At 65.8% G+C, this 26602-nt stretch carries 20 protein-coding genes; 9 read left to right on the top strand and 11 right to left on the bottom strand.

Translation table 11 applies throughout. From position 1 onward, the window contains the following. Positions 1–129: 129 nt before the first annotated feature. Both IB258_RS00785 and IB258_RS00780 read left to right on the top strand, forming a co-directional pair. Entirely contained in the window at positions 130–921 is a 792-nt protein-coding gene (locus IB258_RS00785; protein WP_192351993.1) for a hypothetical protein, read from the top strand. 92 nt (positions 922–1013) lie between these two features. After that, on the top strand, positions 1014–1208 hold the full coding sequence (locus IB258_RS00780; protein WP_192327428.1) for a YjfB family protein: 195 nt from the start codon (positions 1014–1016) through the stop codon (positions 1206–1208). 94 nt (positions 1209–1302) lie between these two features. Here IB258_RS00780 and lpdA read toward each other — a convergent pair whose 3' ends face one another. The 3 genes from lpdA to aceE are packed head-to-tail and all read right to left on the bottom strand — an operon-like array spanning position 1303 to position 7461. Continuing rightward, positions 1303–3075, bottom strand: a complete 1773-nt coding sequence (lpdA, locus tag IB258_RS00775; protein ID WP_192351992.1) for a dihydrolipoyl dehydrogenase — start codon at positions 3073–3075, stop codon at positions 1303–1305. A gap of 12 nt (positions 3076–3087) precedes the next feature. After that, positions 3088–4740 carry a dihydrolipoyllysine-residue acetyltransferase gene (gene aceF, locus IB258_RS00770; RefSeq protein WP_192351991.1) on the bottom strand — a complete coding sequence of 551 codons (1653 nt, stop codon included), beginning with the start codon at positions 4738–4740 and terminating at the stop codon, positions 3088–3090. Between the two features lie 12 nt (positions 4741–4752). Beyond that, positions 4753–7461, bottom strand: a complete 2709-nt coding sequence (gene aceE / locus IB258_RS00765; RefSeq protein WP_054456642.1) for a pyruvate dehydrogenase (acetyl-transferring), homodimeric type — start codon at positions 7459–7461, stop codon at positions 4753–4755. A gap of 350 nt (positions 7462–7811) precedes the next feature. Here aceE and IB258_RS00760 point away from each other — a divergent pair, with 350 nt between their 5' ends. From IB258_RS00760 to IB258_RS00745, 4 genes are all read left to right on the top strand, one after another. Then, on the top strand, positions 7812–9566 hold the full coding sequence (locus IB258_RS00760; protein WP_013393358.1) for a PAS domain S-box protein: 1755 nt from the start codon (positions 7812–7814) through the stop codon (positions 9564–9566). Beyond that, positions 9563–10189 (top strand): response regulator transcription factor, encoded by a 627-nt coding sequence (locus IB258_RS00755; RefSeq protein ID WP_054456641.1) that lies wholly within the window; start codon positions 9563–9565, stop codon positions 10187–10189. Before IB258_RS00760 ends, IB258_RS00755 begins: the two co-directional genes overlap by 4 nt. Continuing rightward, positions 10186–11037, top strand: coding sequence for a bifunctional methylenetetrahydrofolate dehydrogenase/methenyltetrahydrofolate cyclohydrolase FolD (gene folD / locus IB258_RS00750; RefSeq protein ID WP_042793255.1), 852 nt, complete (start codon positions 10186–10188; stop codon positions 11035–11037). The genes IB258_RS00755 and folD overlap by 4 nt, the downstream gene beginning before the upstream one ends. 142 nt (positions 11038–11179) lie before the next feature. Beyond that, positions 11180–13246, top strand: coding sequence for a M3 family metallopeptidase (locus IB258_RS00745; protein WP_192351990.1), 2067 nt, complete (start codon positions 11180–11182; stop codon positions 13244–13246). Positions 13247–13296: 50 nt separating this feature from the next. Here the strand turns inward: IB258_RS00745 and IB258_RS00740 are convergent, their stop codons facing one another. Then, a complete protein-coding gene (locus tag IB258_RS00740) occupies positions 13297–14049 on the bottom strand; it encodes a bifunctional 2-polyprenyl-6-hydroxyphenol methylase/3-demethylubiquinol 3-O-methyltransferase UbiG (protein WP_175213221.1) in 753 nt (250 codons plus the stop codon). Between the two features lie 247 nt (positions 14050–14296). On the opposite strand from IB258_RS00740, the gene IB258_RS00735 reads away from it, so the two are divergent. Further along, positions 14297–14911, top strand: coding sequence for an SCO family protein (locus IB258_RS00735; RefSeq protein ID WP_054456639.1), 615 nt, complete (start codon positions 14297–14299; stop codon positions 14909–14911). Between the two features lie 122 nt (positions 14912–15033). After that, positions 15034–15285 (top strand): GlsB/YeaQ/YmgE family stress response membrane protein, encoded by a 252-nt coding sequence (locus IB258_RS00730; RefSeq protein ID WP_013393352.1) that lies wholly within the window; start codon positions 15034–15036, stop codon positions 15283–15285. A 67-nt stretch (positions 15286–15352) separates the two neighbouring features. Here IB258_RS00730 and adeC read toward each other — a convergent pair whose 3' ends face one another. From adeC to IB258_RS00715, 3 genes are read right to left on the bottom strand one after another with little or no spacing between them, the layout of a single operon-like run. After that, positions 15353–16822: an AdeC/AdeK/OprM family multidrug efflux complex outer membrane factor gene (gene adeC, locus IB258_RS00725; RefSeq protein ID WP_054456638.1), complete on the bottom strand. Its 1470-nt coding sequence runs from the start codon at positions 16820–16822 to the stop codon at positions 15353–15355. Then, the gene (locus tag IB258_RS00720) at positions 16819–20001 is read right to left on the bottom strand and encodes an efflux RND transporter permease subunit (protein ID WP_054456637.1); all 3183 of its coding nucleotides are present in this window, start codon (positions 19999–20001) and stop codon (positions 16819–16821) included. Before IB258_RS00720 ends, adeC begins: the two co-directional genes overlap by 4 nt. Positions 20002–20017: 16 nt before the next feature. Next, on the bottom strand, positions 20018–21214 hold the full coding sequence (locus IB258_RS00715; RefSeq protein ID WP_054456636.1) for an efflux RND transporter periplasmic adaptor subunit: 1197 nt from the start codon (positions 21212–21214) through the stop codon (positions 20018–20020). 255 nt (positions 21215–21469) lie between these two features. On the opposite strand from IB258_RS00715, the gene IB258_RS00710 reads away from it, so the two are divergent. Next, a complete protein-coding gene (locus tag IB258_RS00710) occupies positions 21470–22375 on the top strand; it encodes a LysR family transcriptional regulator (protein ID WP_054456859.1) in 906 nt (301 codons plus the stop codon). 67 nt (positions 22376–22442) lie between these two features. Here the strand turns inward: IB258_RS00710 and IB258_RS00705 are convergent, their stop codons facing one another. From IB258_RS00705 to IB258_RS00690, 4 genes are read right to left on the bottom strand one after another with little or no spacing between them, the layout of a single operon-like run. Continuing rightward, positions 22443–23174, bottom strand: coding sequence for a pseudouridine synthase (locus IB258_RS00705; RefSeq protein ID WP_054456635.1), 732 nt, complete (start codon positions 23172–23174; stop codon positions 22443–22445). A gap of 37 nt (positions 23175–23211) precedes the next feature. Continuing rightward, positions 23212–24711, bottom strand: coding sequence for a M81 family metallopeptidase (locus tag IB258_RS00700; RefSeq protein WP_192351989.1), 1500 nt, complete (start codon positions 24709–24711; stop codon positions 23212–23214). Between the two features lie 33 nt (positions 24712–24744). Beyond that, positions 24745–25380 carry an ANTAR domain-containing response regulator gene (locus IB258_RS00695; protein ID WP_054456633.1) on the bottom strand — a complete coding sequence of 212 codons (636 nt, stop codon included), beginning with the start codon at positions 25378–25380 and terminating at the stop codon, positions 24745–24747. A gap of 2 nt (positions 25381–25382) precedes the next feature. Further along, complete coding sequence (locus IB258_RS00690; RefSeq protein ID WP_125473069.1) at positions 25383–26546, bottom strand: transporter substrate-binding domain-containing protein; 1164 nt, start codon at positions 26544–26546, stop codon at positions 25383–25385. Positions 26547–26602 lie beyond the last annotated feature (56 nt).

The following is a 26602-nucleotide window of genomic DNA, read 5'->3' as shown; positions in this document are numbered from 1 at the left end:
GCCGGTTCCTGCGGTAATCCCCCTTCGAGTCCTAATCAAGCCCCATTTTTTCGGACTGTTCCCCTTTTTCACTTCCTCCGATTGCCTCATACTCGCGGCTGCACGCTTTGTATCAATAATTTTCACAACATGACCGCGACGCCTCCCGATCCACTCGCTACGCAGCACAGCAGCATTCCGGATCCCGATGCCCAGGCGCCGATGGATGAGCAGACCCTGCGTCTGCGCGAAGAGAACCGCGCCTTGCGCGAATTGCTGGTGGCGCAGGCGCAGGCCGCGCCCACTCCGCAGGAACCCGGTCCGCTACGGCGGATGTTCTGGTGGTTGATATCGGCGCCTGGCGCTGCACTGGTCCGCTGGCGCGCCCTGGTAGGACGCGAAGACGCGCGGCCAATCACGGGTAAACGCGTGGGATATGCCACATTGACCGTGCTGTATACGCTGGCAATCTATGGCGCGCTGGTTTTGCTGGTGGTGTCATGGAGCTCGCCGAATACGACAGTTTCGGGCTCCACGGCTGCCGGCCCGGTACGGATACCTCTGACGCCGGCACCGCCTGCGAACGCCGAACCTGTATTCGGTCACCCGGAAATGACGCCGGCGGCGATGCCAACACCCGTTCCAGATTCGGACTCCGATTCGGATTCGGGCCCAGGTTCGCCAGAACCGCAACCCGAGCACGCCCCGGCGCCGCCCGCAGCGGCGGACACGATGAACACTACACCCACGTCTACCCTGCGGATGACTGAGATCCCCGCCGTAGACCCCATGGCCTGGGTGGAAGAGCTGAAAGGTGAGTTGGCACGTTGCGCAACGCTGGGGTTCTTTGATCGCCCCGACTGCGCCTGGGCCGCACGCCGGCAGTTCTGTGAACCCAATAGCGCGTGGGGCACCATCAAGGAATGCCCGAATCGACCGTGAGGACCGCCACGAATCCCGTGCATCCGGGCGCAGTCCACGCGATAATCCAATACCGACTCAAGCCACCCTCCAAACACTAGGACACCCCAAGCATGGACGCCTCGATCAGCAACACCGTCAATACCGCCCTGGCCCTGCAGGACGCGAACCTCATGCAGGAAGTACAGGCCCGCGTACTGAAGAAGGCGCTCAATGCGCAAGCGGACACGGCCTTGACGCTGATGCAGTCGCTGCCGGTGCTGGCGGTGGACGCCACGCTGGGTTCGCGCATCGACACGCACGCCTGAACGCCGCGCCGCAGGCGCACAAAAAAATGCGCCGGTCCCTGTCCAGGGCCGGCGCTTTTGCATTGCGCGGGCGGCATGACCGCCCTCCTGCGCATTACTTCTTCTTCATCGGCGGCAAGTCGGTGCAAACACCTTCTGCAACTTCGGCAGCCATGCCCACCGACTCACCCAGGGTCGGGTGCGGGTGGATGGTCTTGGCGATGTCGACGACGTCGGCGCCCATTTCCACGGCCAGGGCCAGTTCGCTGATCAGGTCACCGGCATGGGTGCCGACGATGCTGCCGCCCAGGATGCGATGCGTTTCAGCGTCGAAGATGAGCTTGGTGAAGCCTTCGTCGCGGCCATTGGCGATGGCGCGGCCGGAGGCGGCCCAGGGGAACACGCCCTTCTCGATCTTGATGCCCTGTTTCTTGGCTTCGTCTTCGGTCAGGCCGACCCAGGCCACTTCCGGATCGGTGTAGGCCACCGACGGAATGACGCGGGCGTCGAAGAAGGACTTCTGGCCTGCGGCGGCTTCGGCGGCGACGTGGCCTTCATGCACGGCCTTATGCGCCAGCATGGGCTGGCCGACGATGTCGCCGATGGCGTAGATGTGCGGCACGTTGGTGCGCATCTGGCGATCGACCTCGATGAAGCCGCGGTCGGTCACGGCGATGCCAGCGCGGTCGGCGCCGATCTTCTTGCCGTTGGGGCTGCGGCCCACGGCTTGCAGCACCAGGTCGTAGCGCTGCGGCTCCTTGGGCGCGCCCTCGCCTTCGAAGCTGACGTAGATGCCGTCCTTCTTGGCTTCCGCGCCCACGGTCTTGGTCTTCAACATGATGTTGTCGAAGCGGTAGGCGTTCTTCTTCTGCCATACCTTGACCAGGTCGCGGTCGGCGCCCTGCATCAGGCCGTCCAGCATTTCCACCACGTCCAGGCGCGCGCCCAGCGTGGAGTACACCGTGCCCATTTCCAGGCCGATGATGCCGCCGCCGATGATCAGCATCTTCTTGGGGACTTCACGCAGCGACAAGGCGCCGGTGGAGTCAACGATGCGGTCGTCCTGGGGCAGGAACGGCAGCTTCACCGACTGGCTGCCGGCGGCGATGATGGCCTGCTTGAAGCGCAGGGTCTGGGTCTTGCCGTCGGCGGCCTTGACGGTCAGGTGGTTGGGGTCGGCGAACTCGCCCACGCCATGCACCACGGTGACCTTGCGGGCCTTGGCCATGCCGGCCAGGCCGCCGGTCAGCTTGGCGACCACGCTGTCCTTGTAGCCGCGCAGCTTGTCCAGGTCGATCTTGGGCTCGCCGAAGCTGATGCCGTGGGCGGCCAGCTCGCGAGCTTCGTCGATGATGGCGGCGTTGTGCAGCAGCGCCTTGGACGGAATGCAGCCCACGTTCAGGCAGACGCCGCCCAGGGTGTCATAGCGTTCGACCAGGACCACGGACAGGCCCAGGTCGGCGGCGCGGAAGGCGGCGGAGTAGCCGCCGGGGCCGGCGCCCAGCACCAGCATGTCGTATTCGCCGTCGGCCGAGCCCTTGAAGCTGGCCGCGGCGGGCGCGGCGGCGGGAGCCGGAGCCGCCTGCTTGGGCGCCTCGGCGGCCTTGGGGGCTTCCTTGGCGGCGGGCGCGGATGCGGCGGCACCCGCCGCTGCTTCCACTTCCAGCACGACCGTGCCTTCGGCAACCTTGTCGCCGACCTTGACGTTGATGGACTTCACCACGCCGCCTTGCGACGCGGGGATTTCCATCGAGGCCTTGTCGGACTCGACGGTGATCAGGCTTTGTTCAGCCTTGATCGTGTCGCCCACCGCCACCAGCACTTCGATGACTTCCACTTCCTTGAAGTCGCCGATGTCCGGCACTTTGATTTGAACGGTATTGCTCATGGGGCTCCCCGTTTACAGCGCGATGCGGCGGAAGTCGGCCAGCAAGGCGCCCAGATAGGCGTTGAAGCGCGCGGCCGCGGCGCCGTCGATGACGCGGTGGTCGTACGACAGCGACAGCGGCACGATCAGGCGCGGCACGAACTGCTTGCCGTCCCACACGGGCTTGTGCGAGGAGCGCGACACACCCAGGATCGCCACTTCAGGGGCGTTGATGATGGGCGTGAACGAGGTGCCGCCGATGCCGCCCAGGGACGAGATCGAGAAGCAGCCGCCCTGCATTTCGGCGGGCGAGATCTTGCCGTCACGCGCCTTCTTGGACAGGTCGGTCATTTCCTGGGCGATCTGCAGAATGCCCTTCTTGTCGGCATCGCGGATCACCGGCACCACCAGCCCGTTGGGCGTGTCGGCGGCGAAGCCGATGTGGTAGTACTGCTTGAGCACCAGGTTGTCGCCGTCCAGCGAGGCGTTGAACTCGGGGAACTTCTTCAGGGCCGCGACCACGGCCTTGATCAGGAAGGCCAGCATCGTGACTTTGATGCCCGACTTCTCGTTTTCCTTGTTCAGCGTGACGCGCAGCGCTTCCAGGTCGGTGATGTCCGCTTCGTCGTTGTTGGTGACGTGCGGGATCATGACCCAATTGCGGTGCAGGTTCGCGCCGGAGATCTTCTTGATGCGCGACAGCGGCTTGGCTTCGATCGGGCCGAACTTGGTGAAGTCGACCTTCGGCCACGGCAACAGGCCCAGCGCGGCCCCATCGGCCGAACCGCCGGCAGCGGCCACCGGACCAGCAGCGAGCGCCTGCTTGACGAAGCCGCGCACGTCGTCGGCGGTGATGCGGTCCTTGGGACCGGAGCCCTTGACCTTGCTCAGGTTGACGCCCAGTTCGCGCGCGAACTTGCGCACCGAGGGGGACGCGTGCGGCAGCTGGCCGGGCTTGAGGTTGGCGTCTTCGAGCGCGGCGGCCGGAGCCGGACGCTGCGCGGCAGGCGCAGGCGCTTCGGCCTTGGCGGCGGGCGCGGCAGCGGCCTCTGCCTTGGCGGCCGGAGCCGGGGCTGCGGCGGCAGCGGCGGCGGGCGCAGCGCCCTCCACCACGACCACGACCGAGCCCTTGGCAACCTTGTCGCCGACCTTGACCTTCACTTCCTTGACCACGCCGCCTTGCGAGGCGGGGATTTCCATCGAGGCCTTGTCGGACTCGACGGTGATCAGGCTTTGCTCGGCCTTGATGGTGTCGCCCACCGCGACCATGACTTCGATGACTTCGACTTCCTTGAAGTCGCCGATGTCGGGCACTTCGATGTTCACCGGACCGCTGGAGGCGGCCGGTGCGGCGGCGGCGGCCGGCTGCGCGGCAGCCTTGGCTTCGGCCTTGGGAGCCTCTTCCTTGGCCGGCGCAGCCGCGGGGGCCGCAGCCTCGCCCGCGCCCGCCGCTTCCACTTCCAGCACGACCGTGCCTTCGGCAACCTTGTCGCCCACCTTCACGCTGATCGACTTCACCACGCCGCCTTGCGACGCGGGGATCTCCATCGAGGCCTTGTCGGACTCGACGGTGATCAGGCTTTGTTCAGCCTTGATCGTGTCGCCCACCGCCACCAGCACTTCGATGACTTCCACTTCCTTGAAGTCGCCGATGTCGGGAACCTTGATTTGCACGATGTTGCTCATGTCTCTTTACCCTCAGGCGTATTGCGGGTTGGCTTTGTTCGGATTGATGCCGTACTTCTTGATGGCTTCGGCCACCTTGGCGACCGGCACCTTGCCTTCGTCGGCCAGCGCGCGCAGCGCGGCGACGACGACGAAGTGGCGATCCACTTCGAAGTGCTCGCGCAGCTTCGAGCGGAAATCCGAGCGGCCGAAACCGTCGGTGCCCAGCACCTTGTACTCGCGGCCCTTGGGCACGAACGGACGGATCTGGTCGGCGAAGAGCTTCATGTAGTCGGTCGACGCGATGATCGGGCCTTCCGTCTTGGCCAGCTGTTCCGTGACGTAAGCCACCTGCGGCTTCTTCTCGTCGGGGTGCAGCATGTTGTGGCGCTCGGCGTCCAGGCCGTTGCGGCGCAGTTCCGTGAAGCTGGTGACGCTCCACAGGTCCGAAGCCACGCCCCAGTCGGCTTCCAGCAGTTCTTGCGCGGCCATGACTTCGCGCAGGATGGTGCCCGAGCCCATCAGCTGCACGCGGTTCTTGCCCTTGCCGTGCGACTTGAGCTTGTACATGCCCTTGATGATGCCTTCCTCGTCGCCCTGGGTCAGACCGGGCTGCGGGTAGTTTTCGTTCATCACCGTCAGGTAGTAGTAGACGTTTTCCTGGTCTTCCACCATGCGCTTCAGGCCATGCTGGATGATCACGGCCAGTTCGTGGCCGAAGGTCGGGTCGTACGAGACGCAGTTCGGGATGGTCGACGCCAGGATGTGGCTGTGGCCGTCTTCGTGCTGCAGGCCTTCGCCGTTGAGCGTGGTGCGCCCGGCGGTGCCGCCCAGGAGGAAGCCGCGCGCCTGCATGTCGCCGGCCGCCCAGGCCAGGTCGCCGATGCGCTGGAACCCGAACATCGAGTAGTAGATGAAGAACGGGATCATGATGCGGTTGTTCGAGGAGTACGACGTGGCCGCCGCAATCCAGGAGCTCATCGCGCCCGCTTCGTTGATGCCTTCCTGCAGGAGCTGGCCGTCGGCCGCTTCCTTGTAGTACATGACCTGGTCCTTGTCGACCGGGGTGTACTTCTGGCCTTCCGGCGCATAAATGCCGATTTGGCGGAACAGGCCTTCCATGCCAAAGGTGCGCGATTCGTCGGCCAGGATCGGCACGACGCGCGGACCCAGCTCCTTGTCGCGCAGCACCTGGTTCAGGATGCGCACGAAGGCTTGGGTGGTGGAGATTTCACGGCCTTCGGCGGTGGGTTCCAGCACGGCCTTGAAGGCGTCCAGCGCCGGGGCCTTGAGTTGCTCGTCGGCCTTGGCGCGGCGGCGGGGCAGGTAGCCGCCCAGCGCGGCGCGGCGCTCGTGCAGGTACTTCATTTCGGGCGAGTCTTCGGCCGGCTTGAAGTACGGCAGGTCGGCCAGCTGGTCGTCCGGGATGGGGATGCCGAAACGGTCGCGGAATTCGCGGATCGAGTCCAGCTCCAGCTTCTTCTGCTGGTGGGTGGGGTTCTTGGCCTGGCCGACGTGGCCCATGCCGTAGCCCTTGATGGTCTTGGCCAGGATGACGGTGGGCTGGCCCTCGTGGGTGGCGGCGGCGTTGAACGCGGCGTACACCTTGTGCGGGTCATGGCCGCCGCGGTTCAGGCGCCAGATGTCTTCGTCGCTCATGCGCGACACGGCTTCCAGCAGCTTCGGATGCTTGCCGAAGAAGTGCTCGCGCACGAACTTGCCGTCGTTGGCCTTGTACGCCTGGTACTCGCCGTCGACGGTGTCTTCCATGATCTTGCGCAGGATGCCTTCCTTGTCGTGCGCCAGCAGCGGATCCCAGTAGCCACCCCAGATCAGCTTGATCACGTTCCAGCCCGAACCGCGGAAGTCGCCTTCGAGTTCCTGGATGATCTTGCCGTTGCCGCGGACCGGGCCGTCCAGGCGCTGCAGGTTGCAGTTGATGACGAAGATCAGGTTGTCCAGCTTTTCGCGGGCGGCCAGGGCGATGGCGCCCAGCGATTCGGGTTCGTCCATTTCGCCGTCGCCGCAGAACACCCAGACCTTGCGCTTGCTGGTGTCGGCGATGCCGCGGGCGTGCAGGTACTTCAGGAAGCGGGCCTGGTAGATGGCCATCAGCGGGCCCAGGCCCATCGACACCGTCGGGAACTGCCAGAAGTCCGGCATCAGCTTGGGATGCGGGTACGAGGACAGGCCCTTGCCGTCCACTTCCTGGCGGAAGTGGTTCAGCTGGTCTTCGGTCAGGCGGCCTTCGAGGTAGGCGCGGCCGTACATGCCGGGGGAGGTGTGGCCCTGGAAGTAGACCAGGTCGCCGCCGTGGTTTTCGTCTTCGGCGTGCCAGAAATGGTTCTGGCCGCAGCCGATCATGGTGGCCAGCGAGGCGAAGGAGGCGATGTGGCCGCCCAGGTCGCCGCCGTCCGGCGGATTGTGCTTGTTGGCCTTGACCACCATGGCCATGGCGTTCCAGCGCACGTACGAACGGATGCGCGATTCCAGCTCCAGGTTGCCCGGGTGCGCCGGCTCCAGGCCGGGGGGAATCGTGTTGACGTAGGCAGTGTTGGGCGAGAACGGGATATGCGCGCCGGAACGGCGGGCTTCGTCGATCAGGCGTTCGAGCAGATAGTGGGCGCGCTGCGGTCCTTCACGATCAAGGACAGCCGCCAGGGCTTCGAGCCACTCCTGGGTTTCAAGGGTGTCTTCGTCGTTGGCAGCCTGTACGGCGCCAGCCTGGGCGTAAGAGGACATCGTGTGTCTCCTGTTGGAATGTTCGTGACCGCACCCGCTTACTTATCTACTCGCGGACATTGCATGGTAGCCGGGATCATCCGGGCTACCATGCAAGGCATGGGGTCGGGTTGTTCTAGAGACCTGCTACTGGGTCGGTTCCCTATCAGCCGGCATTCTAAGAAAGAAGATTAACCGGTCGCAAGAAAAATTTCATGTTGCGGTACGGCATTTCATAATGCGGAAAATTTAAAGCCAGCTGAACGCTTTGGCGTCATACTTTTACTTAGGTACTCCAAAAGGACGAGTCGATTCCCGGCAAATCCCTGCCAACACGCACTAAAATGCGCGGTCTATCCGGCCCGAATTCCATGTCCAGCGCGCCCAAGTCCAATATCCCTACGCCGTTCCACGATCACGCCCGCACTCGCCGACGCGGGGTGTACTGGGTCACGCCAGCAATGGTGCTGATTCTCTATATCTGTGTGATGGCGGTGTTTTTCTGGCTGCAGCGCATCCATGACGACAGTGTCATGTTTGTCACCATCGACCAGGAAATGCGCCAGCAGCGCCTGATCTGGGTAGTGCTGGCCCTGTCCTGTGTGATCGTCATCAGCCTGCTGATGCTGTGGCGCTATACCCGTTTCCGTTCGGCGGCCGAAGCCGCCCTGATCGCCGAAACCGGATTCCGCCGCGCCATGGAGAACTCCATGTCCACCGGCATGCGCGTGCTGGACATGGAAGGCCGCATCGCCTACGTGAACCCGGCCTTCTGCCGCATGATCGGCTGGAACGAGGCCGACCTGATCGGCCGCAGCCCGCCCTTCCCTTATTGGGTGCCGGGCCGCCATGAACAGCATCAGCACACCCTGGACGTGCTGATGTCCGGCAAGACGCCCAGCAGCGGCCTGGAGGTCGAGGCGCAGCGCCGCGACGGATCGCGATTCACGGCGCGCATGTATGTGTCCCCGCTACTGGACCCCAACGGCAACCAGATCGGCTGGATGACCTCCATGACCGACATCACCGAGCCCAAGCGCATCCGCGAGGCCCTGACCGCGGCGCACGAGCGCTTCATGACGGTGCTGGAAGGCCTGGACGACGCCATCTCGGTCACCGCCGACACCCACGACGGCCTGGAACTGCTGTTCGCCAACCGCACCTACCGCCGCGTGTTCGGCGCCCAGACCGGCGGCCACGACGAGCTGCTGGCCGGCCGCCGCGGCCGCTTCACCGACGAATCCGTGGAAGTCTTCGCGCCCTCGGTGCAGCGCTGGTTCGAAGTGCACCACCGCATGCTGGCCTGGACCGACGGCCGCCGCGTGCGCATGCAGGTGGCGCGCGACATCACCGAGCGCCGCGTGCACGAGGAAGCCTCGCGCGTGCAGCAGGAAAAGATCCAGCTCACCAGCCGCCTGACCACCATGGGCGAAATGGCGTCTTCGCTGGCGCATGAACTGAACCAGCCGCTGACCGCCATCGCCAACTACAGCATGGGCGCCGTCGCCCTGGTCAAGGCCGGCCACACCAGCCCCAACATGCTGCTGCCGGCCCTGGAAAAGGCCGCCTCGCAAGCCGAGCGCGCCGGCAAGATCATCAGCCGCATCCGCGAATTCGTGAAGCGCAGCGAGCCCCGCCGCCAGCGCGTGGCCATCAGCCGGATCGTGGACAATGCCATCGGTTTCGCCGAGATCGACGCCCGCAAGCGCCGTATCCGCATCGACCGCTTCGTGCCGTCCAACGCGCCGGACGTGCTGGCCGACCCCATCCTGATCGAGCAGGTGCTGTTGAACCTGCTGAAGAACGGGCTGGAGGCCATGGAAAAAAGCGAATCCGACGAACTCAAGGTCGCCGTGATCCTGCATGAACAGCACATCGAGGTCGCGGTGGTCGATCGCGGCCACGGCCTGGCCGAACCCGAACGCCTGTTCGAACCCTTCTTCAGCACCAAGACCCAGGGCCTGGGCATGGGGCTGAACATCTGCCGTACCATTATTGAATCGCACCACGGCCGCTTGTGGGCGGATCCCAATCCCGCCGGTGGCACCATTTTCCGCTTTACCCTGCCCTGCGCTGCACCCCAGTCGCAGGCCCAGAACGATCAGTCCGAGGAGTTGCACGCATGAACACGCCCCACCTGTCGAGCACGGTTTTCATTGTTGACGACGACGAAGCGGTCCGCGATTCGCTGCGCTGGCTATTGGAGGCCAATGGCTATCGCGTTCGCGCCTACGCCAGCGGCGAGTCCTTCCTGGAAGACTACGACGCCAGCCAGATCGGCGTGCTGATCGCCGACGTGCGCATGCCCGGCATGAGCGGCCTGGAACTGCAGGAGCAGCTGATCGCCCGAAATGCGCCGCTGCCCATCGTGTTCATCACCGGCCACGGCGACGTACCGATGGCCGTGTCCACCATGAAGAAAGGCGCGGTCGACTTCCTGGAAAAGCCGTTCAATGAATCCGATTTGCGCGAGATCGTGGCGCGCATGCTGGAGCAGGCCACGCAGCGCGTGAGCAAGCACCAGGCCCAGAAAGACCACGAAGCCATGCTGGCGCGCCTGACCGCGCGCGAGCAGCAGGTGCTGGAGCGCATCGTCGCCGGCCGCTTGAACAAGCAGATCGCCGACGACCTGGGCATCAGCATCAAGACCGTAGAGGCGCACCGCGCCAACATCATGGAAAAACTTGAAGTGACCACCGTAGCTGATTTGATGAAAGTGGCCTTGGCCAAACCCGAGGCGACGGCATGACGGCAAGGATTATCGACGGCGCGGCCCTGTCGGCGCGCATTCGCGAAGAAGCTGCCCAACGCGTTGCGGCCCTGGCCGCCAAGGGCACGCGCCCCGGCCTGGCCGTGGTGCTGGTGGGTGAAGACCCCGCTTCCCAGGTGTACGTCCGCAACAAGGTAGCCGCCTGCGAAAAGGCCGGCCTGCATTCCGTCAAGGAGCAGTACCCCGCGGACATGACCGAGGCCGAACTGCTGGCCCGCATCGCCATCCTGAACCAGGACCCGACCATCCACGGCATCCTGGTGCAGTTGCCGCTGCCCAAGCACATGGACTCGCACAAGGTCATCGAGGCCATCGCGGCCGAGAAGGACGTGGACGGCTTCCATATCAGCAACGCCGGCCTGCTCATGACCGGCCAGCCGCTGTTCCGCCCCTGCACGCCCTATGGCGTGATGAAGATGCTGGAATCGGAAGGCGTGACGCTGCGCGGCGCCGAGGCCGTGATCGTGGGCGCCAGCAACATCGTCGGCAAGCCCATGGCGATGCTGCTGCTGCAGGCCGGCGCCACCATCACCATCTGCAATTCCAAGACGCGCGACCTGGCGGCCCAGACCCGCCGCGCCGACGTGCTGGTGGTCGCCACCGGCAAGCCCGGCATGATCGACGGTTCGATGATCAAGCCCGGCGCGGTCGTCATCGACGTGGGCATCAACCGCGGCGCCGACGGCAAGCTGTGCGGCGACGTGGACTTCGCCTCGGCCAAGGAAGTGGCCGGCGCCATCACGCCCGTTCCGGGCGGCGTGGGCCCCATGACCATCGCCATGCTGCTGGTCAACACCATCGAAGCGGCCGAACGCGCCGCAGCCTGACGGCCGGCGTACCCGCGGCCGGCCAGGCCGCGGGACGGGGATTGCGATCTGCCCTTGCGTTCGGGCAGATCGCCCTCACCTGATTCTCATGCCCTTGCCGGCGCCTCGTGGCGCTGCTCACCTCTTCCCAGCCTGTAACACCATGACCCAGAACCCCCTGCTCGCCCCTGTCTCCGACCTCGTCGACTACGCGGCCGTCAAGCCCGGACACATCGTGCCGGCGGTCGAGGAACTGCTGGGCATCGCCCGCCAGGCCGTGGACCGCGCCGCCGATCCCGCGCTGGCGCCCACCTGGGAAGCCGTGGTTGAACCGCTGGACACGGCCTCGGAGCGCCTGTGGCGCGCCTGGTCGGTCGCCGGCCACCTGAACGCCGTGGTCAACACCCCGGAACTGCGCGAAGCCTACAACGCCGCCCTGCCCCTGGTGACCGAATTCTCCACCTGGGTCGGCCTGCACGAAGGCCTGTACAAGCAGTACCAGCGCCTGGCCGCCGCCCCCGATTTCGCGTCCTGGACGCCAGTGCGCCGCCGCATCGTGGAAATGGCCCTGCGCGACTTCCGCCTGAGCGGCGTGGAGCTGCAAGGCGCAGACCGCGAACGCTACGCCGCCATTTCCGACCGCGAGGCCCAGGCCTCGCAGAAATTCTCTGAAAACGTGCTGGACTCGATCGACGCCTGGGCGCTGCTGGTCGAGGACGAAGCCCGCCTGGCCGGCATTCCGGCCGACGTACAGGCCGCGGCCCGCGCCGCGGCCGAGGAAGACGGCAAGCCGGGCTGGAAGCTCACGCTGAAGATGCCGTGCTACCTGCCGGTGATGCAGTACGCCCAGGACCGTACGCTGCGCGAGGCGCTGTACCGCGGCTACGGCACCGTGGCGTCGGAACACGGCGACGGAAAATTCGACAATTCGCCGCTCATCGAAGAGCTGCTGTCCCTGCGCGCCGAGGAAGCCGGCCTGCTCGGCCTGGGCACCTTCGCCGCGCTGCGCCTGCAGACCCGCATGGCCCGCGACGCGCAGGAAGTCACTGTGTTCCTGCGCGATCTGGCCGCGCGCGCCAAGCCCTACGCCCAGCGCGACCTGGCTGAACTGAAAGCCTACGCCACCGGCGAACTGGGCCTGGACGACCTGCAGCCCTGGGACGTGGCCTACGCTTCCGAGCGCCTGCGCGAATCGCGCTACGCCTACTCCGAAGACGAGGTGAAGCAGTATTTCACCGAGCCGCGCGTGCTGTCGGGCCTGTTCGAGGTCATCGAGACCCTGTTCGATGTGCGCCTGGCTGAAACGCCCGTCTCGTCCTGGCATGGCGACGTGCGCGGCGTGCGCGTGGAAAGCCCCAAGGGCGAACTCATCGGTTATCTGTATCTGGACCTGTACGCCCGCGCCGGCAAGCAAAGCGGCGCCTGGGTCGACAGCGAACGCACGCGCCGCGTCGTGGCTGGCAAGGTGCAGACGCCCATCGCCTACCTGACCTGCAATTTCTCGCGCCCCAACGGCGACAAAGCCGCCGTCCTGACGCACGACGACGTCATCACGCTGTTCCATGAAACCGGCCATGCGCTGCATGCCCTGCTGTCCGAAGTGGACGAGCCCGGCGCGGCGGCCTTCGCCAGCGTGGAATGGGACGCCATCGAGCTGCCCTCGCAGTTCATGGAGAACTTCTGCTGGGAATGGGCGGTGGTGCAGAAGCTGTCCGCCCATGTAGACACGGGCGAGCCCCTGCCGCGCGCGCTCTACGACCGCCTGGTCGCCGCCCGCAACTACCAGAGCGGCATGCAGACCGTGCGCCAGATCGAGTTCGCGCTGTTCGACATGCTGATGCATGACCGCGCCCAGGGCGCGTCGATTGCCGAAGTGCTGGCACTGCTGCAGGAAGTGCGCCAGGAAGTGGCCGTGCTGTTCCCGCCCGCCTGGCACCGTCTGCCGCATGCCTTCTCGCACCTGTTCGCGGGCGGCTACGGCGCGGGCTATTACAGCTACAAGTGGGCAGAGGTGCTGTCGGCCGACGCCTATGAGGCCTTCGAAGAGGCGGCGGCCCGCCAGGCCGGCAACGCGCTGGGCACGCTGGATCCCGAAACGGGCGCACGCTTCCGGCGCGAAGTGCTGGCAGTAGGCGGTTCGCGCCCGGCGGCCGAGTCCTTCGCCGCCTTCCGCGGACGTGCGCCTCGCATCGACGCCCTGCTGCGCCATAGCGGCATGACGCCTGCCTGAGCGTCCGCTTCCCGGTCGCTACCCGACGGCCCGTCCTGGCGGGCCGTTTGCTATGTTGCGGCGGCGTCGTCGACTGGCCGGCGCGCCGACATCACCAGCCAGCGTCCATGCACGGACTGGTCGGAGCCGGCCTGCTTCCAATAGCGGCGGCTTTCCTCGTCCTGCGCCTGTTTGAGCCGGCGGCCGTAATACAGGCGCGACGGCACGGCCAGCACATGCTCGACCATGCGCTTGGGCTTGATCTCGTCCACATCGTGCAAGCTGATGTCCCTGAAACCGTAGTGCTGGAACAGCAGGTGCAGCTGCGGAAAGCTCCAGGGGAAGTACGTGACGTAATCCTCGCCGCGCTGCCGTCCCACCATGGGCCGGAACCCCGAATGGAAGCCGCGCAGCAGGAACTGCAGGCGCGAACGGAAATACCAGGTGTTGGGCGTGGTGACGATCAGGGTGCCGCCCGGGCGCAGCGCGCGGTAAAGGCTCTGCATCAGCACGCCGGGGTTGGTCAGCAGATGGATCGCCTCGCAGCAGACCACGGCGTCATAGGGTTCGGCAACCGTCAACGGCGTTTCCAGGTCGTGCTCCGTCACGCGGCGGTAGCCGCCGGCCTGCGGAAACTCCCACAGGCCCACGCCGTCGATATCGACCTGCCGGCCGCTGGCGGCGGGCAGCATGTCGCCCAGCCAGCCCGTGCCGCAGGGCGCGTCCAGCACCGAATCCGCCAGGCGGCTGCGCAGGATGTCGAGCACGACGGGATAGTAGGGATAGTAGGGGTAGCCCAGGGAATTCCTGACCGGCATGTCCATATGTGGCGCCTCTGGATTCTGAAATCTGACACGGTCCTGAATGTAGCGGCAGCCATGGCATCCGGTCTGGCGAATTCGCCACTTCCAAACAATAACCAGACAAAGCTTTACAAGTCGGACGGCCGGTCCCGGCCCCGCGGCTTGCGCCAGGACAAGCCGGCCCCAGGTCCGCCCGCCCCCGCACCCTGCCCTGCCCGCGCCTTGCGGGTAGAATCAAAAGGTTTACCCTCTACCGGCCCTTGGACTCATGCGACACCTCATTTCCGGCCGCGCCCTGCGCAGCCTGCTGCTGACCCTGTGCGTGTTTCTCGCTGCCTGCGGCGACAGGAACGTCGATTGGACCCTGTACAACGTGAAGGGACACCTGCCCGACCTGAAGTTCTCGCTGCCCGGCGCAGGCGGCAAGATGGTCAACAGCGACGACCTGAAGGGCAAGACGGTGCTGCTGTTCTTCGGCTATGCCAGCTGCCCGGACATCTGTCCCACCACCATGGCGCAGTTGACGGCGGTGCTGCAGAACCTGGGCGACAAGGCCCGCGATGTGCGCATCCTGTTCGTCAGCGTGGACCCGCACCGCGACACGCCGGACATCCTGCAGGCCTACGTCAACGCCTTCAACAACAATGCCATCGGCGTGACCGGCGATGAAAAGCAGATCGCCGACCTGGCGCGCCGCTACCGTGTGGCCTACCAGATCGAGAAGCCGCGCCCGGGCGACGACGCGGATATGTACGAAGTCACGCACAGCCGCGGCGTGTATATATTCGACAAGGACGGCAAGGCCCGCTTGCTGGCATCGGACACGGACAGCATCGAGGCCATGACCAAGGACGTGCGCCAGTTGATCGACCTGACTTCCTGAGCGCCGGCGGGGCGCAATGTTGCCCGTGCGCCCCATACACCAGTTGTTACAGCCGCTACGCGCGGGGCGTGAGTATCATCTAGCCACACTGCCCCCTTTTACTTCCAGCAAGGAGTACGCGCATGAGCATAATCATCATGATCATCGTCGGGTTCGTCGTGGGCCTGATCGCCCGCGCCATCATGCCCGGAGACCAGAACATGGGGATCATCATGACCACCATCCTGGGTATCGTCGGTTCGGTCGTCGCCGGATTCCTGGGCCAATCGCTAGGCTGGTACGCGCCGGGCGAACCCGCCGGGTGGATCGGATCGGTCGTCGGCGCGATCGTCGTGCTGTTCGTGGTGGGCCTGATCGCCAAGAAACGCGCCTGACGTTCTGCTGGACCTGAAATGAAAACGGGCCGATCTTTCGATCGGCCCGTTTTTTTTCGGCCTGCCCTTATTGCTGCTGGGCCTGCGCGGTCACCGTGCGTTCGGTCCAGCCGCCGCCCAGCACCTTGTACAGCGTGACCAGGTTGGACAGCCTGGCCCGACGCGTGTCCACCAGGGCCTGCTGCGCGCTGTACAGCGAACGCTGCGAATCCAGCACGCTCAGGTAGTCGTCGATGCCTTGGCGGAAACGCTGATCCGAGGCGTCGTAGGCGCGCTGGTTGGCGGCCACCAGGAGCCGCTGCGCCTGGATCTGCTCGTCCAGGGTCCCGCGCCCGGCCAGGGCGTCCGCCACTTCGCGGAAACCCGTCTGGATCGACTTCTCGTACTGCGCGACCTGGATGTTCTTCTGCACCTTGGCCAGATCCAGGCCGGCAAGCAGCGAGCCGCCCGCGAAGATCGGCACGGTGATCTGGGGCACGAAGCTCCAGGCGCCCGAGCCGCCTTCGAACAGCCCGCCCAGGCTGGCGCTGGCGGTACCGGCCGAGCCCGTCAGGCTGATGGTCGGGAAGAAGGCGGCGCGCGCCGCGCCGATATTGGCGTTGGCGCCCTTCAATTGGTGCTCGGCCGCGCGGATGTCCGGGCGGCGGGCCAGCAGGTCCGACGGCAGGCCGGCGGGCAAGGTGGTCGGCAGCATGGCATCGTCTAGCTTGACCGCGTTATCCAGCGCCGCCGTCAGCTCGGGCGACAGCGGCTGGCCCACCAGCAGGACCAGCGCATTGCGGTCCTGCGCGGCCTGGCGCGTGTATTGCGACAGGTTGCGCTCGGCGGTGCGCAGCGACACTTCCGCCTGGCTCAGGTCCAGCGCCGTGGACAAGCCCTGGTCGTAGCTCTGCTGCGTGAGCTTGAAGGAATCCTGCTGGCTCTTGAGCGTGTCGCGCGTCAGGCCGACGAGTTCCTGGTCGGCGCGCAGGGTCAGGTAGGCGTTGGCCACTTCGGCGATCAGCGTCAGCTGGGTCGCCGTGCGGGTTTCGTCCAGCGCCAGATAGGATTCCAGCGCTTTGTCGCTCAGGCTGCGGATGCGGCCGAACAGATCCAGCTCCCAGGCCGACATGGCGGCGCCGACCTGGTAGCTGTGGCTGGTGGTGGCGCGGCCGCTGGGCGACAGATCGGCCGGCGAACGCTGGGCCGTTTCCTGGCCGGCGATGCCGATGCTGGGCATCAGGTCGGCGCGCTGGATGCGGTACTGGGCGCGCGCCGCCTCGACGTTCAGGGCCGCCACGCGCAGGTCGCGGTTGTTGGCCAGCGACTGCTCGATCAGCTGTTGCAGCAGCGGGTCCGAGCCGAAGAAATCGCGCCAGCCGATGTCGGCCGTCATCAGGCCGCCCGCGTCGGCCGGCTGGGCCGCCTGGTAGGACGGACCCGTGGGATAGGCCGCGTCGACCGGCGCGTCCGGCCGTTCGTAGGTGGGGGCCAGCGAGCAGCCCGCCAGGGCCGCCGCCAGGGAAACAGACAGCAAGGTTCTCATCGGGAATGTCATTGCGGTTGGCCCTCCGTCGAGACGCCCTGCGTGCCATTGGCGCTGGTGTCGTGCTCGTCGACGTTTTCGCTCATGCGCTTGACCTTGAAGACGCGCAGCATGATCACGAAGAAGGCCGGAACAAAGAAGATGGCCAGGAAGGTGCCGGTCAGCATGCCGCCGATCACGCCTGTACCGATGGCGTTCTGGCTGCCCGAACCCGCCCCCGACGAGATCGCCAGCGGCGTCACGCCCAGGATGAACGCCAGCGACGTCATCAGGATGGGACGCAGGCGCTGCCGCGCGGCGTGGATGGCCGATTCCGTCAGGCTGGCGCCCTGCTCGTAGTGCTCTTTGGCGAACTCGACGATCAGGATCGCGTTCTTGGCCGCCAAGCCGATGGTTGTGAGCAGACCCACCTGGAAGTACACGTCGTTGGACAGGCCCCGCAGCATGGTGGCGAGCAAGGCTCCGATGATGCCCAACGGCACCACCAGCATCACCGCCGACGGGATGGTCCAGCTTTCGTACAGCGCCGCCAGGCACAGGAACACCACGATCAACGAAATCGCGTATAGCGCGGGCGCCTGGGCGCCGGACAGGCGTTCTTCGAACGACAGGCCGGTCCATTCAAAGCCCACGCCCACCGGCAACTTGCCCGCCAGGCGTTCCATTTCTTCCATCGCCGCGCCCGAGCTGTAGCCCGGCGCCGCCTGGCCCTGGATGTTGTACGACGGCACGCCGTTGTAGCGGTTGAGCTTTTGCGGACCGTAGCTCCAGGTGGCCTTGGCGAACGCCGAGAACGGCACCATGTCGCCCGCCTTGTTGCGCACGTACCATTTGTCCAGGTCTTCCGGCAGCATGCGCGACGACGCCTCGCCCTGCGCGAACACCTTCTTCACGCGGCCGCGGTCGATGAAGTCGTTGACGTACGACGAACCCCAGGCCGTGGCCAGCGTGCTGTTGATGTCCGAGACCGCCACGCCCAGGGCGCGCGCCTTCTCGCGGTCGATGTCCAGCTGGTACTGCGGCGCGTCTTCGATGCCGTTGGGGCGCACGCCCTGCAGGACCGGACTCTTGGCGGCTTCGCCCAGCAACTGGTTGCGCGCGGCAAGCAGCTTCTCGTGGCCCACGCCTGCGCGGTCCATCAACTGGAAGTCGAAACCGGTGACGTTGCCCAGTTCCATCACGGACGGCGGCGGCACCACGAACAATTGCCCGCGGCGCTCGGTCTTGCGGAAGTGCGCGTTGGCCCGTGCCGCCACGGCGCCGGCCTTCAGGCGGGCGTCGCCGCGTTCTTCCCAGTCGCGCAGCTTGATGAACAGGATGGACGCGTTCTGGCCGCGGCCGCCGAAGTTGAAGCCATTGACCGCGAACACCGAGGTGACGGCGTCCTTTTCCTCGTTCAGCAAGTACTTGGTGGCGTCGTCGATGACGGCCTTGGTGGCTTCCGCCGTGGCGCCAGCAGGCGTCTGGATCTGGGCGAACAGAATGCCCTGGTCCTCATCCGGCAGGAACGCGGTCGGAATGCGCGTGAACATCCAGCCCATGGCGAGGACCAGCGCCAGGTAGATCACCATCAGACGCTTGCTGCGGTTCAAGCCGCGCGCGACGGTATTGGCGTAGCCGTTGCTGCTGCGCTCGAACGTGCGGTTGAACCAGCCGAAAAAGCCCTTCTTCGAGCCATGATGGCCCTTGGGGATGGGCTTGAGCAAGGTCGCGCACAAGGCCGGCGTGAACACGATGGCCACGATCACCGACAGCACCATGGAGGACACGATGGTGATGGAGAACTGGCGGTAGATCACGCCCGTGGACCCGCCGAAGAAGGCCATGGGAATGAACACGGCCGCCAGCACCATGGCGATGCCGATCAGGGCGCCGGTGATCTGCGACATGGACTTGCGGGTGGCCTGCTTGGGCGACAAGCCCTCTTCGGCCATCACGCGCTCGACGTTTTCCACCACCACGATGGCATCGTCCACCAAGAGGCCGATGGCCAGCACCATGCCGAACATGGTCAGCGTGTTGATGGAGTAGCCGAACGCCGCCAGCACGCCGAACGTGCCCAGCAGCACCACCGGCACTGCCAGCGTCGGGATGATGGTGGCGCGGAAGTTCTGCAGGAACAAGTACATCACCAGGAAGACCAGGATGATGGCCTCGATCAGCGTCTTGAACACCTCATGGATCGACAGGCTGACGAACGGCGTGGTGTCGTACGGATAGACGACGTCCATGCCCGGCGGGAAGTAAGGCTTCAGGTTGTTGATGGTGTCGCGCACCGCCTGGGCCGTATCCAGCGCGTTGGCGCCCGGCGCCAGCTTGACCGCCAGGCCCGAGGCCGGCTTGCCGTTGTAGAAGCTGTCGATGGCGTAGGTCTGGCCGCCCAGCTCGATGCTGGACACGTCGCCCAGGCGCACTTGCGAACCGTCGGCGTTGACCTTGAGCAGGATGCGGCCGAAGTCTTCCGCCTTTTCCAGGCGCGAAGGCCCGATGATGGTCGCGTTCAGTTGCTGGCCGCGCACGGACGGCAAGCCGCCCAGCTGGCCGGACGACACCTGCACGTTCTGTTCCTTGATCGCCGCCACGACGTCGACCGTGGTCAAGCCGTAGTTGACGAGCTTGGCGGGATCCAGCCAGATGCGCATCGCGTACTGCGAGCCGAACAGCTGGAAGTCGCCCACGCCCTGCGTGCGGCTGATGGGATCCTGGACATACGAGGCGACGTAGTCGGCCAGGTCGTCCTTGGTCATCGAGCCGTCGGTGGAAACGAAGCCCGCCACGATCAGGAAGTTCTTGGTGGCCTTGGTGACGCGGATGCCCTGCTGCTGCACTTCCTGCGGCAGGAGCGGCTGCGCCAGCGACAGCTTGTTCTGCACCTGGACCTGCGCGGTATCAGGGTTGGTGCCCTGCGTGAAGGTCAGGGTGATGGACATGCTGCCGTCGGAGTTGCTTTCCGAGGAGATGTACTGCAGGCCGTCCAGGCCGTTCATCTGCTGCTCGATCACCTGCACCACGGTGTCCTGCACGGTCTGCGCGGACGCGCCCGGGTAGGTCACCGCGATGCCGATGGCTGGCGGCGCGATGTTGGGGTATTGGGAAACCGGCAGCTTCAGGATGGACAGCGCGCCGGCCATCATCAGCACGATCGCGATCACCCATGCGAAGACCGGTCTATCGATAAAAAACTTTGCCATGCAAGGCTCCTGACTACTACTGCTTGGCCGCCGCGGCGGCTGCTTGCGGCTGCTGCGCCGGTTGCGCGGCGCTGGCTTCGGTGGCGACGACTTCAGCCCCCGGACGCACCATCTGCAGACCTTCCACGATGACCTTGTCGCCGGCGGCCAGGCCGTCGGTGACCAGCCACTTGTCGCCGATGGCGCGGTCGGTCTTCAGTTCGCGCAATTCGACCTGGTTCTTGGCGTTGACCACCAGCGCCGTCGGGATGCCGCGCTGGTTGCGCGTCACGCCGCGCTGCGGCACCAGCAGGCCGTCGGCGGCGACGCCGTCGGCCAGGCGGGCGCGCACGAACATGCCCGGCAACAGGCGGCGTTCCGGATTGGGGAACACCGCGCGCAAGGTGACCGAACCGGTGCCCTGGTCCACCGTGACTTCGGAGAACTGCAGCTTGCCCGGCTGGCTGTACTGCGAGCCGTCTTCCAGGGTCAGCGTCACCAGCGCGGCCTGCTCGCCATCGGCCTTTTTCAGCAGGCCGCTGGCCAGCGCGTTCTGCAGGCGCAGCAGCTGGACGCTGGATTGGGTCACGTCGACGTAGATGGGATCGATCTGCTGCACCGCGGCCAGGGCCGTGGTCTGGTTGGCCGTGACCAGCGCGCCTTCGGTCACCGCCGAACGGCCGATGATGCCGTCGATGGGCGACAGCACCTTGGTGTAGACCAGGTTGATGCGGGCCGTGTCCAGCGCCGCCTTGGCCGACAGCACGTCGGCGGCGGCCTGATCGCGCGAGGCGACGGCGTTGTCGTAGGTCTGCTGGCTGACGGCGCGAGTGGCGACCAGCGGCTTGTAACGTTCGGCCAGCAACGCGGCCGTCTTCTGCTGCGCCTGGGCGCGCGCCAAGGCGGCCTTCTGGCTGTCCAGGCTGGCCTGGTAGAGGGCGGGATCGATCTGGTAGAGCTGCTGGCCCGCCTTGACCTCGCCGCCTTCGGTAAAGAGGCGCTTCTGGACGATGCCATTGACCTGGGGACGCACTTCGGCCACGCGGAACGGCGAGGTGCGGCCAGGCAGTTCGGTGGTCAGCGAAACCGGCTGCGTGGCAAGCGTCACGACCGTTACCTGGGGCTTGCCCGCCTGGGGAGCGTCTTGCTTCTTGCCGCAAGCGGCCAGCGTGAGGGCCGATGCCGTCAGCGTGACGACTGCCGCGCTGCGCCACATAGCGCTTTTCTTATCCATAGATTGCATTCCCGATTTCAACAAAAAAAAAGCCCGCCCCGGATCGCGTAATGAGCGTTCCGTGCGCATCGATTGGGTGGATTTGCCTCGAACACGCAGGCTGGGCTTTGTCGCATTGCTGCATTGCAGAACTCGCATTCTGCGTTATCCCGCCCCAGAAACAAAGAGGCATGTTGAGAAAACATCATTCCATTTATGGGACAATGGCTTTACCGTTGAATATGACAAAATTCCGCCATGAAACGCTTGCAAGGCATGGAACTATTCGTCGAAGTCGCCAAAACACGCAGCTTCAGCCGCGCGGCGGCGATGCTCGGCGTGCCGAAATCGACACTGTCCCGCCAGGTGGCCGAGCTGGAGCGCTCCGTCGGCTTGCGGCTGCTCAGCCGCACCACCCGCAAGGTCGAACTGACCGACGCGGGCCGGCTGTACTTCGACCGCTGCCAGCGCATCGTGGCCGAGGCGCAGATCGCCCATGAGGAACTGCAGAAGCTGGTCGATACGCCGGCCGGGCCGCTGCGGGTGAACATGCCCGCGGATTTCGGCACGGACTTCCTGGCTGAATCGTTCATGGAATTTTCCCGCCGCTACCCCGACGTCACGTTTTTCCTGGACCTGGCCAACCCGGACCACGCGCAGCGCGTGTTCCAGACCTGCGATGTTTCGATCGAAATCGGCGAACTGCCCGATTCGTCACAGATTGCGAGGCTCTTGGGCATGCTGCCGGCCCAGTTGTACGCCTCGCGCGAATACCTGGAGAAGCACGGAGAACCGCGGCATCCCAGCGACTTGACCCGCCACGAGTGCATAGAGTTCCGCGCCAAGGGCGCCGGGCAGGTGACCCGCTGGCCCCTGACCGACGGCCAGCAGCACATCGAATTCACGCCCGGCAACCGCTTTTCCGTCAACGGCGTCGCCATGGCCCGGCGCCTGGCCCTGCTGGGCGCGGGCATCGTCGTGCTGTTGGGCGACCAGTTGGCCGAACAGCAGTCCGGTCAATTGCAGCGAGTGCTGCCCGACTGGCAACTGGGTCCGTTCCCGGTCTACGCGGTGACGGAGACACGGCTGTTGCCCGCCAAGACCCGGATCTTCATCGAATTCCTGATGGAGCGCCTGGGCGACGTCGGGCAAGCGAAGAATACTCCCGCTTTCATGAAATAAACGGAAGCCGGAAACAGACTGAAAAATTTAGGACTGGCCGACAACACCTGTCGGTCAATTCGACCAATCAGAAGCGCTCGTCTTCACGCAGGTAGCGCCATTGGCCCAGCGGCAGGTCGCCTAGCGACACGCGTCCGATGCGCACGCGTTTCAGGCCGATTACCTTCAGGCCGACCAGTTCGCACATGCGGCGGATCTGCCGTTTTTTGCCTTCCCGCAGCACGAAACGCAGCTGGTCGCTGTTCTGCCAACGCACCTGCGCCGGCTTGAGCGCCTTGCCGTCCAGGGACAGACCATGGTTCAGCAGCGCCAGCCCGTTGTCGGACAGGTTGCCCTGCACCCGCACCAGGTATTCCTTGTCCACGCTGGAATCTTCGCCGATCAGGTGCTTGGCGATGCGGCCGTCCTGGGTCAGCACCAGCAGGCCTTGGGAATCGATGTCCAGGCGGCCGGCAACGGCCAGCCCGTCCAGGTGCGAACGCTCAAAACGCTGCGGCGCGCGGTCGCCCGCAAAGCGGGAGCGGGAGTCGATCAGGGCCACGGCGGGCGTGTAGCCCTTTTCCGCCTGGCCCGAGACGTAGCCCACGGGTTTGTTGATGAGGATGGTGACGCGCGAGGTCTGGCGCGCCTGCGCGGCGCGTTCCAGGGTGATGACCTGGTCAGGGTAGGCCCGCGCGCCCAGTTCGGACACCACGGCGCCGTCCACGCGGACCCAGCCGCGCTCGATATAGGTGTCGGCCTCGCGGCGCGAACACAGCCCACGCTCGGACATGAGCTTGGAGATACGTACTTTTTCCATGGCCGGTATTGTATGCGGACGCCATGCGCCACACTCTTCATGCCGCGGGGTCGTAGTCCGACGGCGCCATCGGATCCAGCGGATGGAGCGGCCGGCTGCGCCGCTGATAGGGAAACAGCGCGAAGTCCGAGCTCGTGACGCCCGCGCTGGCGCATTCCACCAGCGCCTGGGAGATAGGTTCGAACACAGGGCGGCAATACATGCGCGACTTCACCAGCACGAAGCGCGCCCGGCGCGGGTCCAGCCCCATGCTCTCGAACACGCCCAGGTCCCAGGGCTCGTGCGTTCTCTCGGTGATCACCAATTGCGCAGCGCCTATGTCCAGCACCGCGCTGCGGCCCATGCATGCCGTCTGCCCCGTGTACGTCGGACCGGTAATGACATATTCGCCGCCGGTCACGGCGCGGACCACCCCGCGCAGCAACACGGGCGCCGCCGGGCGGCCGATGGCCGGAATCGGCCGTTTGTTGCCCACCGCCAGCTCCACCTGCGCGCCCTCGCCCGCCGCGATCAGCGCGGCGACGGCCTCGGGGTCACAGTACAGGCCCGCAATGATGCCCGTCAGGCCGGCGTCGACCGCGGCTGTCAGCACCTCCATGGTGTCGCAGGTGCCGCCGGACATGCAATTGTCGCCATGATCCAGCAGGAGCACGGGCTTGTCCGCGCCACGGGCCAGTTGCGCCGCGCGGGCCAGCGACTCGCCCAGGGGTTCGCTGTCGTAGAAGTAACCGTCGCGCTCGGCCCAGATGGCCTGCGCCATTTCGCTTGCGACCCGTTCCGCCTGCTCCTGCGGCCCGGAGCCCACCACGACCACGCTCAGGCATGGGTTGGGGATGTCAGCCAGGGCGAAGCCCGCCAGCACGGAGGCGCCCAGGATGCCGCCCTTTTCCGCGCCCCGCGCCGCCTGCACCGCGCGGCGCATGGCGCCCTGGGACGTGGCGCTGCGCAGGGTGTGCGTCATCAGCGGCAGGCGGCGCCAGGCCATGACCGGGCGCGGACCGCCGTTGAGCCAGTCATACAGGATGCGGCCCGCGTGCTCCCCGGTCTCGTACATGTCCACATGCGGGTAGGTCTTGAAGCTGACGATCACGTCGGCGTTGGCCATCATCTTGGGCGTGACATTGCCGTGCAGATCCAGCGCCACGGCGATGGGCACGTCCGGCGTGCGCCGCCGCAGGCGCTCCAACAAGTCGCCCTCGCCATCGTCGGTGGTCTCGGCCACCATCGCGCCATGCAGATCGAGCAGGATGGCGCCACAGCCCTGCGCGCCGGCCACGATCGCGTCGCTCAGTCGGCTGTAGGCATCCGCCGACACCGGGCCGCTGGGGTAGGCGGTCGCGGAAACCGGCGTGACCACGGTCGCGCCGTTGGCCTCGGCAATATCGATGAAGGCCGACATGGCCGTGCGCTTGCCCTTGTTCTCGGCATAAGCCTGGGCGCCGAAGGCGGGACCGTCATTGCCGAACGCGGACAGCGGCGTGGGCACCGGCGAGAACGTGTTGGTCTCGTGGTTCAGGCGGGCGATCATGACCTTCATTGTCCGGCTCCTCGGCATGCAGATTCAGTGTGTTCAGTTGTTCTGGGACGGCCCCGGGCGCAAGGCCCCCAGGCCAAGCTTTTCCATGGCCTCGCTGGCCTCGACGATCATCGCGGCCACTTCCGCGACGCTTACGCGCAGGCCCGTCGCCCGGGTCCGCATGTGCTCATAGGCGGCGCGCTCGTCCAGGCGCTGGTGGTCCATCAGCACGCGGATGGCCTTCTCGATGACGCGTCGCGCCTTGATCGTGCTTTCCAGCTTGTTGATCTTGGACTGCTGGCGGCTCTGGAACTGCTTGGCCGAACGCGCCAGCACCAGCGTGCTGAGCACGCCCGCCGAGCGGAACGGCCGCGTCAGCACGCCGTGCGCATTGGTCTTTAGCAACTGCTTCAACGTGGTCGGGGTTTCGTACTCGGACAAGGCGATCAGGGTGGCCTCGACCTCGCTGGCCGTCCAGGCGGCGCTGTTGCGGCCGCATTGCGATACCTGGAAGAAGATGACGTCCACCCCTGCGGGCGGGCCATCCGGAAACGGCCAGTGCAGATGGATGCGGCAACCGATGCGCTTGAGCTGTTCGACCAGCAGGTCGCGGTCCTCGCCCGGCGGATACACCACGGCGACGGCCACGCTGCGCAGGTCCTCGTAGAGGCGGCGTAGGCTATGGTCCATGGCTATTTCAACCAGAACTCGTCCAGGCCGAACGCGGTGAGGTACGGGTCCGGCTTCACGGGTTCGTCGCTTTCCCAGACGATGTCGAAGCGACCGTCCTCGCGGCACACGCCTATGCGCGGCGTCAGCACGCTATGGTTGTTTTCCGCCAGCACGGACATCTGCCCGTCCGGCGCGTCGAACTGCACCTGATGCACCGCCTGCACCAGCTTGCGGGTGTCCATGCTGCCCACGCGCTGCAAGGCACGTGCGAACAGGTGCATCTGGCTATAGCAGGTCTCGGCATAGACGCTGGCGGGATGGTCGCCGAAGCGGGCGCGCCAGCGTTCCAGGAAATGCGCGTTGGCGGGCGTATCCACCGTATTGAAATAGGTCGCAGCGGTGATGTGGCCCACGCAGCGCCGCGGTCCGATCTCCGCCACCTCCGACTCCGCCATGGTCAGGCTGGCGATGGGGATGTGCGCGGTGGCTGCGCCCTCGGCCTGGCAAGCCTCGTGGTAGCGCTGGTAGAAGCGCTGCGCATCGGAGCCGATCAAGGTGGAAAACACCACGTCGGGCTGGATGCGGCGGATGTCCGCCACCACGTCGTTGATCTCGCTGTCGTCGCAGCCCAGCGGCAGATAGGTTTCATCCAGGATCTCGCCGCCATGCTCCTCGACCGTCTCGCGCATGATGCGGTTGGTCTCGCGCGGGTAGATATAGTCCGCGCCCACCAGGAAGATGCGCGAACCGCAGTTCTGGATCAGGTATGCAGCCAGTTGCATGCTGCCCTGGTTCGGCGCCGCGCCGGTATAGATGACGTTGGGCGAATACTCGAAGCCTTCGTAGACCGAGCCGTACCACAGCAGGGAATTGCTGCGCTCGACCACCGGCAGCATGGCCTTGCGGCAGTGCGAGGTGCAGCCGCCAAAGATGACGCTGACCTCGTCTTCCAGCAGCAGCCTGGCCGCCAGGCGGCGGTACTCTTCGGCGTCGCTGCGCGGGTCGTACACTACCGGCGCCAGCGGCCGCCCCAGAACGCCGCCCAGTTCGTTGATCTCTTCCACCGCCAGTACCGTGCCGAAGAAGTGCTGCGATTCCGTGGTTCCGGTGACGCCGCTGCGCGAATAAAGCACGCCGATGCGCCAGCCCGGCCGCTCTGCGTGCTTGTCCTGGGGCGTACTCATGAGGGAATCCTTGAACGGGTAGTGCGCGTGTGCGTCATGGCGAATCCGGGCCGCGT

It is taken from the genome of Achromobacter sp. ACM02, from assembly GCF_014851605.1.
Lineage (GTDB): Bacteria > Pseudomonadota > Gammaproteobacteria > Burkholderiales > Burkholderiaceae_B > Achromobacter > Achromobacter aegrifaciens.
The sequence above is the reverse complement of the archived record's forward strand: the minus strand, read 5'-3'. Positions and strand labels throughout refer to the sequence as shown.

Bases quoted from the DNA above. Each gene is read 5' to 3' on its own strand.
- IB258_RS00785 (WP_192351993.1), top strand. From the start codon at position 130: ATGACCGCGACGCCTCCCGATCCACTCGCTACGCAGCACAGCAGCATT.
- IB258_RS00780 (WP_192327428.1), top strand. From the start codon at position 1,014: ATGGACGCCTCGATCAGCAACACCGTCAATACCGCCCTGGCCCTGCAG.
- lpdA (WP_192351992.1), bottom strand. From the start codon at position 3,075: ATGAGCAATACCGTTCAAATCAAAGTGCCGGACATCGGCGACTTCAAG.
- aceF (WP_192351991.1), bottom strand. From the start codon at position 4,740: ATGAGCAACATCGTGCAAATCAAGGTTCCCGACATCGGCGACTTCAAG.
- aceE (WP_054456642.1), bottom strand. From the start codon at position 7,461: ATGTCCTCTTACGCCCAGGCTGGCGCCGTACAGGCTGCCAACGACGAA.
- IB258_RS00760 (WP_013393358.1), top strand. From the start codon at position 7,812: ATGTCCAGCGCGCCCAAGTCCAATATCCCTACGCCGTTCCACGATCAC.
- IB258_RS00755 (WP_054456641.1), top strand. From the start codon at position 9,563: ATGAACACGCCCCACCTGTCGAGCACGGTTTTCATTGTTGACGACGAC.
- folD (WP_042793255.1), top strand. From the start codon at position 10,186: ATGACGGCAAGGATTATCGACGGCGCGGCCCTGTCGGCGCGCATTCGC.
- IB258_RS00745 (WP_192351990.1), top strand. From the start codon at position 11,180: ATGACCCAGAACCCCCTGCTCGCCCCTGTCTCCGACCTCGTCGACTAC.
- IB258_RS00740 (WP_175213221.1), bottom strand. From the start codon at position 14,049: ATGGACATGCCGGTCAGGAATTCCCTGGGCTACCCCTACTATCCCTAC.
- IB258_RS00735 (WP_054456639.1), top strand. From the start codon at position 14,297: ATGCGACACCTCATTTCCGGCCGCGCCCTGCGCAGCCTGCTGCTGACC.
- IB258_RS00730 (WP_013393352.1), top strand. From the start codon at position 15,034: ATGAGCATAATCATCATGATCATCGTCGGGTTCGTCGTGGGCCTGATC.
- adeC (WP_054456638.1), bottom strand. From the start codon at position 16,822: ATGACATTCCCGATGAGAACCTTGCTGTCTGTTTCCCTGGCGGCGGCC.
- IB258_RS00720 (WP_054456637.1), bottom strand. From the start codon at position 20,001: ATGGCAAAGTTTTTTATCGATAGACCGGTCTTCGCATGGGTGATCGCG.
- IB258_RS00715 (WP_054456636.1), bottom strand. From the start codon at position 21,214: ATGGATAAGAAAAGCGCTATGTGGCGCAGCGCGGCAGTCGTCACGCTG.
- IB258_RS00710 (WP_054456859.1), top strand. From the start codon at position 21,470: ATGGAACTATTCGTCGAAGTCGCCAAAACACGCAGCTTCAGCCGCGCG.
- IB258_RS00705 (WP_054456635.1), bottom strand. From the start codon at position 23,174: ATGGAAAAAGTACGTATCTCCAAGCTCATGTCCGAGCGTGGGCTGTGT.
- IB258_RS00700 (WP_192351989.1), bottom strand. From the start codon at position 24,711: ATGAAGGTCATGATCGCCCGCCTGAACCACGAGACCAACACGTTCTCG.
- IB258_RS00695 (WP_054456633.1), bottom strand. From the start codon at position 25,380: ATGGACCATAGCCTACGCCGCCTCTACGAGGACCTGCGCAGCGTGGCC.
- IB258_RS00690 (WP_125473069.1), bottom strand. From the start codon at position 26,546: ATGAGTACGCCCCAGGACAAGCACGCAGAGCGGCCGGGCTGGCGCATC.